Annotated in this window: 14 protein-coding genes; 7 read left to right on the top strand and 7 right to left on the bottom strand. The window is 67.6% G+C overall.

From position 1 onward, the window contains the following. Positions 1-16 precede the first annotated feature (16 nt). From OIM94_RS05600 to OIM94_RS05590, 3 genes are all read right to left on the bottom strand, one after another. Positions 17-1,291, bottom strand: coding sequence for an MFS transporter (locus OIM94_RS05600; RefSeq protein ID WP_264609109.1), 1,275 nt, complete (start codon positions 1,289-1,291; stop codon positions 17-19). Between the two features lie 65 nt (positions 1,292-1,356). Continuing rightward, complete coding sequence (locus OIM94_RS05595; protein WP_264609108.1) at positions 1,357-1,665, bottom strand: UBP-type zinc finger domain-containing protein; 309 nt, start codon at positions 1,663-1,665, stop codon at positions 1,357-1,359. Positions 1,666-1,788: 123 nt separating this feature from the next. Beyond that, the gene (locus OIM94_RS05590) at positions 1,789-2,208 is read right to left on the bottom strand and encodes a DoxX family protein (RefSeq protein WP_264609107.1); all 420 of its coding nucleotides are present in this window, start codon (positions 2,206-2,208) and stop codon (positions 1,789-1,791) included. 218 nt (positions 2,209-2,426) lie between these two features. Between OIM94_RS05590 and OIM94_RS05585 the strand changes: the two genes are divergently transcribed. The 4 genes from OIM94_RS05585 to OIM94_RS05570 all read left to right on the top strand — a co-directional run bounded on the left by OIM94_RS05585 (position 2,427) and on the right by OIM94_RS05570 (position 4,507). Continuing rightward, positions 2,427-2,741 (top strand): hypothetical protein, encoded by a 315-nt coding sequence (locus tag OIM94_RS05585; protein WP_264609106.1) that lies wholly within the window; start codon positions 2,427-2,429, stop codon positions 2,739-2,741. A 12-nt stretch (positions 2,742-2,753) separates the two neighbouring features. Then, the gene (locus OIM94_RS05580; RefSeq protein ID WP_264609105.1) at positions 2,754-3,149 is read left to right on the top strand and encodes an OsmC family protein; all 396 of its coding nucleotides are present in this window, start codon (positions 2,754-2,756) and stop codon (positions 3,147-3,149) included. After that, the gene (locus OIM94_RS05575) at positions 3,146-3,628 is read left to right on the top strand and encodes an OsmC family protein (RefSeq protein ID WP_264609104.1); all 483 of its coding nucleotides are present in this window, start codon (positions 3,146-3,148) and stop codon (positions 3,626-3,628) included. Before OIM94_RS05580 ends, OIM94_RS05575 begins: the two co-directional genes overlap by 4 nt. Before the next feature lie 66 nt (positions 3,629-3,694). Further along, complete coding sequence (locus tag OIM94_RS05570) at positions 3,695-4,507, top strand: transporter (protein WP_264609103.1); 813 nt, start codon at positions 3,695-3,697, stop codon at positions 4,505-4,507. Here the strand turns inward: OIM94_RS05570 and OIM94_RS05565 are convergent. Both OIM94_RS05565 and OIM94_RS05560 read right to left on the bottom strand, forming a co-directional pair. After that, complete coding sequence (locus OIM94_RS05565) at positions 4,504-4,830, bottom strand: hypothetical protein (RefSeq protein WP_264609102.1); 327 nt, start codon at positions 4,828-4,830, stop codon at positions 4,504-4,506. The two genes, OIM94_RS05570 and OIM94_RS05565, sit on opposite strands and share 4 nt — an antisense overlap. Before the next feature lie 16 nt (positions 4,831-4,846). After that, on the bottom strand, positions 4,847-5,776 hold the full coding sequence (locus OIM94_RS05560) for a LysR family transcriptional regulator (RefSeq protein ID WP_264609101.1): 930 nt from the start codon (positions 5,774-5,776) through the stop codon (positions 4,847-4,849). A 119-nt stretch (positions 5,777-5,895) separates the two neighbouring features. Between OIM94_RS05560 and OIM94_RS05555 the strand changes: the two genes are divergently transcribed. Continuing rightward, positions 5,896-6,594, top strand: coding sequence for a pirin family protein (locus OIM94_RS05555; RefSeq protein WP_264609100.1), 699 nt, complete (start codon positions 5,896-5,898; stop codon positions 6,592-6,594). Positions 6,595-6,639: 45 nt separating this feature from the next. Here OIM94_RS05555 and OIM94_RS05550 read toward each other — a convergent pair whose 3' ends face one another. Further along, positions 6,640-7,227, bottom strand: coding sequence for a DUF4142 domain-containing protein (locus OIM94_RS05550; protein WP_264609099.1), 588 nt, complete (start codon positions 7,225-7,227; stop codon positions 6,640-6,642). Positions 7,228-7,363: 136 nt separating this feature from the next. Between OIM94_RS05550 and OIM94_RS05545 the strand changes: the two genes are divergently transcribed. Both OIM94_RS05545 and glf read left to right on the top strand, forming a co-directional pair. Next, positions 7,364-7,774, top strand: coding sequence for a DUF3597 domain-containing protein (locus OIM94_RS05545; protein ID WP_264609098.1), 411 nt, complete (start codon positions 7,364-7,366; stop codon positions 7,772-7,774). Between the two features lie 181 nt (positions 7,775-7,955). After that, positions 7,956-10,262, top strand: a complete 2,307-nt coding sequence (glf, locus tag OIM94_RS05540; RefSeq protein ID WP_264609097.1) for a UDP-galactopyranose mutase — start codon at positions 7,956-7,958, stop codon at positions 10,260-10,262. A 44-nt stretch (positions 10,263-10,306) separates the two neighbouring features. On the opposite strand, the gene OIM94_RS05535 is transcribed toward glf, so the two are convergent. After that, on the bottom strand, positions 10,307-11,446 hold the full coding sequence (locus OIM94_RS05535; protein ID WP_413716393.1) for a cellulase family glycosylhydrolase: 1,140 nt from the start codon (positions 11,444-11,446) through the stop codon (positions 10,307-10,309). Positions 11,447-11,617: the final 171 nt, after the last annotated feature.

Below are 11,617 nucleotides of genomic sequence, written 5' to 3'. Positions count from 1 at the left end.
CGCGCGGGAGGATGCGCTAGACGCTCGTTCCCTTCCGCAGCGGCAGCGCCAGCACGGCCGCCAGCGCGGCGAGCAGCAGCAGCGCGGGTCCCGCCAGCATCAGCCAGCGGATCGCTGCGAGGCTGGCCGCGCCCTGCGGCGCGCCGGCGACGAAGCCGTTGGCCTGATAGATCGCGCCGATCGCAAACCCGGCCGCGGCCAGCGCAGCCTTCTGGGCGAGCGCAAAGGTGCCGAAGGCGATCGCTTCCACGCGCACGCCGCTCCGCGCCGCACCCCAGTCGACGCTGTCCGGCAGCAGCGTCCATGCCGCCAGGCCGAAGCCGGCAAAGGCGACCTGCATGCCGAGCAGGAACAGCGTCGCTGCCGCCACGCCCGGCGCCGGCAGCAGCACGAAGCCCGCCGGTACCGCAAGCGCGAGCCCGCAGGCGATCAGCCAGGCACCGCGGGCGCCGGCGCGGCGGGCGGTGATGGTCCAGAGCGGGGTCGCAACGAGGCTGGCGAACGCCATCGCGGCCAGCGCGCGCGGTCCGGCAGGGGCGTCGGCCAGTACGTAGCGGAAGTAATAGAGCACCGACTGGGTGGTCAGCGCCGCCGCCGCTGCCCCCGCCGCGGCCGCGAGGTTGAGCGCCACGAACGCGCGGTTGCGGGCCAGCAGCCCCAGCGCCGGGGCGATGCGGGGGCGGAGCGCAGCGCCGGTCCGCGGACGATGCTCGGGCACACGCCAGGCGATGGCGAGCAGCAGCGGCACGGCGAGCGCCGCGAGCAGCGCGCTCGCCGCCGCATAGCTGCCGAGCCTTGCCACCAGGATCGGGAGGATGCCCGCGACCAGCGTTGCGGCGATCGCCCCGAAGATCATCCGCAGCCCGGCGATCAGCGCGCGTTCGGCGCTGGTGCCGGCCAGCCGGGTGGTCCAGGCCGAATAGGGAATGTTGGTGAAGGCATAGAGCGTGCGGAACGCGATCTGCCCCGCCAGCGCGACGCCCCAGGCGCCGACGGGCACCGTGAACATCGCCACGAAGCTGAGCCCCAGCGGCAGCGCCCCCCAGCCGATCAGCCAGCGATAGGGTCGCCGCATCCGCTCGGCGACGACACCCGCGATGAAATCGGCCACGCCGTCCCACACCGCACCGATCAGGAACAGCGTGCCGGCCAGCGCCGGCGCCAGTCGTAGCGTGTCGATATAGAAGAACAGCAGGTAGAGATTGACCGCCTGCCAATAGAGGTTGAACGCAAAGTCGCCGGCACCGAACAGCAGCATCGCGCTTCGGGCGGGGGGTGGCGGGTCGCTCACGTGCGGAGAAGCAGGAAGGCCATGGCCGCCGGTCTTAGCGCGCGGCGCCCGGCTGTCCATGCGGGTCAGAAGAAGCGGGGGATCGGTCCGATTTGCGGCGTCTGGTCCGGGAGGTCGACCTCGATGCCGTCGGCATAGCACCAGCCCCAGCCTTCGGGCGGGTCATAGCCTTCCATGATCGGGTGGCCGGTCGCATGGAAATGGGCGGTGGCGTGCCGGTTCGGCGACTGGTCGCAGCAGCCGACATGGCCGCATTCCCGGCACAGCCGCAGATGCACCCACCAGCTGCCGGTCTCGAGGCATTCCTCGCAGCCCTTGGCGCTGGGCGCCACCGCGCGGACCGTCTCAGCGTTCATGTGCGTGCAGCGGGTCATGGCGATCTCCTCACCCGCCTTGCTAGCGGCGCTCTAGCGGCACGTCGCCTGTACGATGGATGGGGATGGCAAAAAGGGGCCGCACGACCGTGCGCCCCCCTTTTTCATGCTGCTCCGTTCGGATCAGCGGCGCGCGTCGAGGCTCCACGTGCCGGCGCCGAAGGCGACGACCTGCAGCAGGCCGCCGGCCATCGCGATGTTCTTGAAGAAATGGATGAACTGGTTCTGGTCACCCAGCGCCGCGTGAAAGGCGAAGGCGGTCGCGAGCGAGAAGGCGGCGAGGATGGCAGCGACGAGCCGGGTGCGGTAGCCAAGGACCAGCGCGGCCCCGCCGACCAGCTCCACCAGCAGCGCGATCGCATAGCCGAGCTGCGGCAGCGGCAGGCCCGAGGCGGCGATATAGCCGATCGTCGCGGCCGGCGCAGCCAGCTTGGACAAGCCGCTGAGCAGGAAGATCGCCGCAATGCCGAGGCGGCCAACCAGCGGCAGGGCCGCCTGAACGTTGGTAGGGGTGGCGGCGGTGGGGAAGGGTGCAGTAGCCATGATCATGTCTCCAACTGGATGGCGGGGACCAATCTGCCTCGCCTTGTGCGGCAAAGATGCGCGCGGCCGGCCCTGCCGGGGAGTGGAATAAAATGGTGCAAAACGTTCGATGGTTTTGAAAAGACACTTTTCCAGAATCTCGAACAAACGCGCCAAGACTATCCGGCTGATCCGGACCCCGGCACACCGCTAGGGGAGGGCCAACACAGGAGGTTTCGATGGATCGTCACACACCGCCCGAACTGAGCCAGATCGAATGGGCCGCGGTTTCCGTCGCTTTCCAGGATGCCGCGGCCTGCGGGTGTACCGCCGTCTCGGCGACCGTGCGCCCCTCGCTGCTCGGGCGGATGGCCGATACGCTGTTCGGTGCCCGCCGGCCGACGCCGCTGGCCGATCCGCGGCTGGAAGCGATCCGCCAATTCGTCTGCGCCACGCGGCGGCACCGCACGCCGGCGGCGGACCTGGTGCCGGCACTTGCCGACCACGGCTTCAATCCGGCGCAGATCGAAGCGATCGCGCTGCTCGCGATCTGAGGAACGACGACCATGGCCCACGCCAGTGCGCATATCGGCCCGGATCTGCTGGAAACCCGCATCCAGGCCGGGCATCACCCGCTGCTCGCCGACGAGCCGCCGAGCAATGGCGGGCACGATGCCGGGCCCGCGCCATACGACCTGCTGCTCGCGGCGCTGGGGGCGTGCACGGCGATGACGCTGCGCATGTACGCCGATCGCAAGGGCTGGCGGATCGACGCGCTCGATGTCGACCTGCGGATCGTCGGCATGTCCGACGCGCGACACATCAAGCGCACCCTGACCATAGCGGGGCCCGACGATGCGGTCCGCGCGCGGCTGGCCGAAATCGCCGAACGTACGCCGGTGACGCTCACGCTCAAGCAGGGTATCGCCATCGAAACCCAACTGGCGGAGCAGACGGCATGAGCAACGACGTGGCCCTGGACGCGGTGGCGCGCGATACCGGCGCCGGCAAGTTCCAGGTAGCGGTACAGGTCGCCGGCGTGGCGCTGATGCTGGATGAGCCGGTATCGGTCGGCGGGCTGGGCTCCGGGCCGACACCCTATCAGATGCTCGCCTCCGCGCTGGCCGCATGCACCACCATGACGCTCCGCGTGTATACGCTGCAGAAGGGCTGGCCGGTCACCGGCATCCGGACACTCGCCGGGCACCAGCGCCAGGCGGGCGCCGTCCCGGCCGACCTGTTCACCCGCCGTATCGAGATCGAAGGCAAGCTCGATGCCGCCCAGCGCACCCGGTTGCTGGAAATCGCCGACCGATGCCCGGTCCACCGCACGCTGACGGGCGGTGCGCGCGTCGAGACCGAACTCGCCGATGTCGTGGCTCCCACCGAGCCGGCGGCTGCCCATGCCGCGGACCTGGAACACGCCATCCGCGACAACTGATCGCTGCGGGCAGAAACAATTCGTTACACGCCTCGTTAGGGCCCCATGATGATCAGGGGGAACAGCATGGGGCGCAAGGCGCGGTCGGCGGGAATGGTGGCAGCGGCGCTGATCGCAGCGAGCCCAGCGCTCGCAGACGACGACGATCCCCGCTTCTGCCCGACCAGGCCCAGCATTGGCGGCTCGAGCTGCACCACCGAACCGGGCCGGGTCCATGTGGAAGCGTCGTTCCTCGACTGGGAACGGGACGACCAATCGTCGCAGCGCGAGGACCGGATCGTCGCATCCGATCTGCTGGTGCGCATTGGCGTCGCTGCGAAGACCGAGGTCCAGCTGGGCTGGACCGCCTTCGGCCAGGACCGCACGCGCGACAAGGAGAGCGGCGAGATCGAAACCATTCGCGGCACCGGTGACCTCCGGTTCGCGCTACGCCAGCATCTGGCAGGCGAGAAGGGGAAGCCCTTTTCCGCCGGCGTGGAGGCCTTCGTGACCGCGCCCACGGGCAAATATCCGGTCGGCGACGGCACCTGGGGCGCCGGCGTAATCGTGCCGGTGCAATATGACCTGACCGAGAAGGTGGCGGTAAGCTTCACCGGCGAGGCGGACGCCGCACCGGACCAGAGCGGGTCGGGGCGCCATTTCGCGGTGAGCGGCATCACCAGCCTCCGCTACAAGTTCAGCGAGAAGGTGACGACCACCGCCGAATTCTCGCTGGAGCGCGACCAGGATCCGGAGGGACACGAAACCCGTGCGCTCGCCGCCGTGTCGACTGCCTGGCGCCCCACCAAGACGCTCCAGCTCGACATACTGGCAGTCGCCGGGCTGAACCGGAATTCGCCCGATTTCCGCCTGGTGACGGGCGGCGCGATCCTGTTCTAGCGCCGGCGCGCTTCGCGTGCGGCAATCTTGCCCTCCACGCATCGCGTCATATCGGCATGGGACCGCCTGCCCTGCAGCGCGCAGGCTTCGACAAAGGCGCAGATCGTCGACACCGCTGCCGGGTTCTGCTGCGGATCGCGCGGTCCGCAATAGCGCAGGGCCGCGCCGCGCAGGCGATAATCGACCTTGGTGGCGCGCAGCCGAACGCCGGTGACGAGGATCTCCGCGCTCGCCTGCTCGGATGCCTGCAGCGGCGCAACCACGGCGGACAGGCTTGCAATGTGCAGCATCGCCGCCACCATCATGCTCCCCGCGATCGACATGGCTACCTCCGTCGCCTCAGGCCTCGCCCAGGCCTTCCAGGTCCCGATCGCCTTGCCCGGCTGCCACGAAGCGGGCGCGCAGCCAGGCGGCCGCCGGCCCCGGCGGCGCGTCCCGGCGCCAGATGGCGCCGAAGCGGTACATGCCGCCCGGACTTTCCGGCATCGCCAGGCGCACCAATGTGCCGGCGACGAGATCCGGCTCGATCAGCGGCAGCGGCATGTTGCCCCAGCCGATGCCCTCCCGCAGCAGCGCATGCTTGGCACCGAGATCGGCAAGCCGCCAGGTGCGCGGGCTCATCACCGCAAAGTCGCGGCCCGCGGTCAGCGGCGAGCGGTCGGACAGGACCAGCTGGACATGGTCCCGCCCCGCCCCGGGGGGGATCGGGCGCATGCGGCCGAGCGGATGGTCCGGTGCGGCTACGGGCACCATCGGCACCGATCCCGCCGCCTCGCACTCGATGCCGTTCATGCCAACCGCCAGCGGTCCCGAGATGCCGAGCACTGCCTTGCCCTCGAGCACCAGGCTGGTGATCGCGCCCAGCGCCTCGACATGCAGCCGCAGCGTCACCGTAGGGAACTCGGCGCGGAAGGCGCGCAGCACCTCGCCCAGCCGGCGGGTCGGCAGCATCACGTCGACGGCGAGGTTCACCTCCGCCTCCAGGCCGTCGAGCAGACCCTTCACCTTCGCACGCAGGCCGTCGATGCCCTGCGCGACGGTCCGGGCCTCGGCCAGTACCGCTTCGCCCGCCGTGGTCAGGCGCGGTTTCTTGGTGCCTTCGCGATCGAACAGCAGCACGCCCAGCTGTGCCTCCAGATTGGCGATGCCGTAGCTGATCACCGAGACCGCGCGGTTCAGCTGCCGCCCGGCACCGGCGAAGCTGCCGCTATCGACCACGGCGAGGAAGATGCGCAGCTGGTCGAAGGTGGGCGTGCCCGGGTTAGACATTTCGATTTCCTGGAACGTTTCGGCCCAACTTATCCCACTGATTGGGGAAGTCGAGCCCGCCTATATCCCGGCCATCGAAACGGCGCCGTGGCGCGGCGCCCCCCACAGGGAGACCCGACATGATCGAACTTCGCCCCTTTTCCAGCCTCGGCGGTGCCAACCATGGCTGGCTCGATGCCAAGCATCATTTCTCCTTCGCCAACTATTATGACCCGGCCCGGACCAGCTGGGGCAATCTGCGCGTGTGGAACGACGACACGATCGCGCCGCAGACCGGCTTCCCGCCGCATCCGCACCGCGACATGGAGATCATCACCTATGTCCGCGACGGCGCGATCACTCACCAGGACAATCTCGGCAATCACGGCCGCACCGTCGCCGGCGACGTGCAGGTGATGTCGGCGGGCACGGGCATCGCGCATTCCGAATATAATCGCGAGGACGAGACCACCCGCATCTTCCAGATCTGGATCCAGCCGACCCGCGGCGGCGAGAAGCCGAGCTGGGGCACGCGGCCCTTCCCGAAGACCGATCGCGCCGGGCAGTTCGTGGTGCTGGCGAGCGGCTTCGACGGCGATGGCGACGCGCTGCCGATCCGCTCCGATGCCCGCGTCGTAGGGGCCACGCTGCGCGCTGGGGAGACTGCGGAATATATGCTCGGCAGCGATCGCCGCGCCTATCTGGTGCCCGCCACGGGCGCGGTGGAGATCGACGGCACGCGGGTGAACGCGCGCGACGGCGCCGCGATCAAGGATGTCGAGGTGGTGAAGATCACCGCGATCGAGGATAGCGAGATCGTGATGGTCGACGCAGCCTGAACGTCACGGCGCGGCGGGCGGCATCGGGATGCCGCCCGCGCGCATTTATTGGGCCAGCGACTTGGCCATGTTGAGATGGGCGGTCACCGTCGGGATCAACTGGGTCGCAACATCGCGCAGCGACTGCGGCACCTGCTGGTTGGCGGCATTTGCCTTGAGCGCGTCGAGCGTCTGCTGATGCGCCTCGACCTGCGCTGCGGCATAGGCGCTGTCGAAGGTGGCGCCGTTCAGCGCCTTCATTGCATCCAGCCTCTGCTGCTGGGCAGGCGACAGCGCGGGATCGGGCGTGATCGCCGGGCTCGCCGCGGCGGCGGCGGCCTTCAGCTTGGCGGTGGAGTCGGTGTGCGCCTTGATCATCGCATTCGCGAATTTCTTCACCCCAGCGCTACCCCCCCGCGTCTCGGCAAGTTGCGAGCTGGCGATCTCAAACGCATCGCTCGACGCCGCGGCATTGGCGAAGGATTGACCTGCCGAGGTGGCGGCCGAAGATGCGGCGTCGGACGGTCGCATCTCCCCACCATCGGTATTGCCGGTCGTCACCACGGTATCGGTGCTGTGGTTCTCGGTCTTTGATCCGCAGCCTGCGAGCGCCAGCGCGGCAGCGCCCAGCATCGTCCAGCGAACAGCGTGCATCTTTCTCTCCGTGGTCCAGCCCGGCGCAGCGCCGGCGGCAGGGGAACGCCACAGCCATAGTACCGTTCCGCCGAACCTCTGCCGCCACGGGGCGTTATCGCGAGCGGCGCGCGTCGGCGTCGGTCAGGAGAATCACATGAGCATTTTCAGCAGCATTCGCGATCGCATTTTCGGTCACAAGCCGGCACAGGCACCCGCGGCGCAACCCTCGGCGACGCCCGCTCCGACCCCGATCGCGGCCCCAGCCCCAGCCCCGGTAGCGGCGCCCGCAACCACGCCTGTTGCGGCGGTGGATGTCGGCGCGGTGCTGGCGGAGATGGCGGCGATGCAGAATGGAGGCGGCAATTACCAACAGTCCATCGTCGACCTGCTCAAGCTGCTCGATCTGGATTCCAGTCTCGCTGCCCGCAAGGCGCTGGCGGACGAACTCGACGTCCATGCCGGCGCGGATGGAAGCGCCGAGCAAAATATCGCGCTCCACAAGGCGGTGATGGCCAAGCTTGCTGAAAATGGCGGCGTAGTGCCGGATAGTCTTCGCAATGGCTGAACGATATGCGGCAACGTGAACGCAAGCACCTGTCCTGCTGGCGGCTATCGCCGCTAGACGAACAGCATTTTTGATGCATTAACTTGCATCATATTGTTTTTAAAAGAAATCAAGTCGTATGGCCGGAACGGCGGCTGGTTGGCGCGGGTTCTCTTTGCTGAACGCAACAGGGAAACCGTCCTTGACCAGTCTTTCTGCCTCCCTTCGCCCCCGTAGCAACGTCGCGTTGATCTGCTTCTCGCATCTTCGCTGGAACTTCGTCTTCCAGCGGCCCCAGCACCTCATGACGCGCTTTGCGCGCAGCATGGACGTGTTGTTCTGGGAGGAGCCGATCGACGACGACAGCCCCTCGCCCTGGCTGGAGCTGCGCGACGAGGGGCAGGGGGTGATGGTCGCGGTGCCGCACCTGTCCGCCGCGATGCAGGGCAAAGCGCGGACGGCCGCGCTTCGCGCGCTGCTCGACGATCATGTCGCGGGCATGGGCGAGCGGCTGGTTCGCTGGTATTATACGCCGATGATGCTGCCCTTCTCGCAGCATCTCGACGCGGCCTGCACCGTCTATGATTGCATGGACGAGCTGAAGAATTTTCGTTTCGCGCCGCCCGAACTCATGTTGCTGGAACAGGCGCTGTTCGGGTTGGCCGATCTCGTTTTCACCGGCGGCTACAGCCTGTACGAGGCGAAGCGCGAGAGCCACGCCGCGGTGTATCCCTTCCCCTCGAGCGTCGACGCGGCGCACTTCGCGCAGGGCCGCACGCCGGTGCAGGATGCGGCCGATCAGGCAGCGATGCCGCGCCCGCGGCTGGGCTTTTACGGCGTGATCGACGAGCGTATGGATCTGGCGCTGATCGCGGCGATCGCCGATGCGCGGCCCGAATGGGCGATCGTGATGGTCGGGCCGGTGGTCAAGATCGATCCTGCCGAGTTGCCGCAGCGCGCCAATATCGCCTGGCTGGGCGCCAAGGGCTATGCCGAGCTGCCGCGTTATGCCGGCGGCTGGGATGTCGCGCTGATGCCGTTCGCGATCAACGAGGCGACGCGATTCATCAGCCCGACCAAGACACCCGAATATCTCGCGGCCGGCCTGCCGGTGGTGTCGACGCCGATCGTCGATGTGATCCGCCATTATGGCGATGTGGCGGGCGTGTTCGTCGCGGATGGTGCCGAGCGCTTCCTAGACGCGTGCGAGCAGGCGCTGGCGCTTCGGGCCCAAGGCGACGCCTGGCGCGCCGAAGCTGATGCGCTGCTTGCCGAGCAGAGCTGGGACCAGGTCGCGGCGCGGATGCTGGGGCTGATCCTCCAGGTAGCGGAGCCCGACAGGCCGCTGCTCAAGCCCGTGCGCAGCGCGCATTACGATTATCTGGTGGTCGGCGCGGGCTTCGCCGGGTCGGTCATGGCGGAGCGGTTGGCCGCCGAAGCGGGCAAGCGGGTGCTGGTGATCGACAAGCGGCCGCACATCGCAGGCAATGCGTTCGACCACATGGATGAGGCTGGCATCCTGATCCATCAATATGGCCCGCACATTTTCCACACCAACAGCGCGGACATCGTCGACTATCTCTCGCGGTTCACCGAATGGCGGCCGTACGAGCATCGGGTGCTGGCGGACGTGCGCGGCCAGCGCGTACCGATCCCGATCAACCGGACGACGTTGAACGCGCTCTTTGGACTGGCACTGGAGACGGAGCAGGAGGCCGCCGACTTCCTCGCCGCGCGCGCGGAGCCGGTGACGGTGATCCGTAGTTCGGAGGACGTGGTAGTCGCGGCGGTAGGACGCGAACTCTACGAGACGTTCTTCCAGGGCTATACCCGCAAGCAATGGGGGATCGACCCCTCCGAGCTGGACAAGAGCGTCACCGCACGGGTGCCGACGCGGACCAATACCGATGATCGCTATTTCACCGATCGCTTCCAGGCGATGCCGCGCGACGGCTTCACCGCGATGTTCGGCCGCATGCTCGATCATCCTAATATCGACCTGGAACTGGGCGTGACTTTCGAGGAGGCCAAGCGGCGGTTCAGCTTCGACCAGATCGTTTATACCGGGCCGATCGACGAATATTTCGACTTCCGGTTCGGCAGGTTGCCGTATCGCTCGCTGCGTTTCGAACATGTCCAGGAAGATCGCGAATGGGCGCAGCCGGTGGCGGTCGTGAACTTCCCGGACGAGGCGGTGCCCTACACTCGGGTTACCGAATACAAGCACCTCACCGGCCAGCAGGCGCCGACCACTAGTCTGACCTATGAATATCCCAGCGCCGAGGGGGACCCCTATTACCCGATCCCGCGTCCGGAAAATCAGGCGCTGTTCAAACGCTACGAGGCGCTTGCGGAAGCGGCCAAGGGGGTGCTGTTCGTCGGCCGGCTGGCAACCTACCGCTATTACAATATGGATCAGGTCGTGGGGCAGGCGCTCGCAACCTATCGCCGCCACATCGCCGCCGAGCGAACCGTTCCGCCGGCGCAGGCGGCGGCGTTGGCGGAGTGACGTCGTATCGCTTCCCCCTCCCGATCGCGGGAGGGGGGCGAGCCTCAAGCCGCCTTGGCGGCGCCGTCGGGGGTTGGTCCCGCGTGCTTCGCGGTTTCCACCCCCATGATCGGCCAGTGCGGCGCCTTGTCATCGAGCGTACGCAGCAGGCGGAGGAACTCCACCTCGGTATCGTCATAAGGGACACCGCCGACATCGAAGATGTCGTGGAACCACTTGTCCTTCAGCCCGGCGAGATTGGGGTTCTCCCACGCCGTCCAGGGCAGATGCGTCTGCGTCTTGCCGCGCACCAGTCCCCAGCAAAAGGCACCGACATTGTGGAGCTTTGCCACCGGCAGGATCGCCTCGAACGTGCTGCCGGCCGGCCGGGCCATGAATTCGGTGCACCACAACGGCCGCTTGAAGATGCTGAGCCAGGCAATGCGCTGCGCGAAATCCTCGGCTGTGCCGTAATTGTGGAACGAGACGATGTCCGACAGGCCAATCTGCGCCTGCTGCAGCGGGCTGAGCCGATCGGGCGAGGACCAGTCGCCCAGCCAGATGGCGCTGGTGAGCGGCTGCACCGGCCGCAGGCTGCGGGCCCAGTCGAAGGCATCGACCAGCAGCGGCAGCACGAGATCCGCCTTGGCGCTCAGTTCGCCCGCATCGCACAGCGAGACCTCCGGGCCGTTGTCCGGCTCGTTCCAGATATCCCAGGCAAGCACGCGGCGATCGGCACGGAACCTTCCGACCACGCCCTTGATGTAGCGCTCCAGCCGCGGGCGCTGCGCCGGATCGCGAAGTGCCGGAATGCCCGGAGACTGCACCCAGCCCGAATTGTGCACGCCGGGCTTGGGCGCCGGCTGCGGACCCAAGGCGGGATCGGGATGCCAGCAGCTGTCGAACAGCACGAGCATCACGCGAATGCCGAACTCCTCCGCCACCGCGAGCATCGTATCGATTCGGTCGAGAAACCCCTCCGGATCCTCGGCCCAGAGCAGATCGTGCAGATACACGCGCACCGCGTTCATGCCGACATCCGCCGCGAGCGCCAGTTCGGCATGGATGGCGTCGATATCGAAGGTATCGGCCTGCCACATCTCCAGCTGGTTGATCGCGTTCGAAGGCGTGAAGTTGCAGCCCATCACCCAGGGCTGACGGGCGAACCACGCCTTCGCTTCCGTCTCCGTCCAACGCCCGACCATCGCCTCGAACTCCGCCAACGCCTGTACCGACATCACTTCGCAACCCCTGAGAACAATGTGATTTTTATAGGTCGGGAAGTGAATTGCGGATGTACCCGCTACGCGCTTCTTCGGAGGGGGGAGGGCAGAATTTGCGACGGGCAGAGTGGTGCGCCTGATCTAGGTTACGAG

This window comes from Sphingomonas sp. R1 (assembly GCF_025960285.1).
GTDB lineage: Bacteria > Pseudomonadota > Alphaproteobacteria > Sphingomonadales > Sphingomonadaceae > Sphingomonas.
This window is presented reverse-complemented; position numbering and strand designations above follow the sequence as displayed.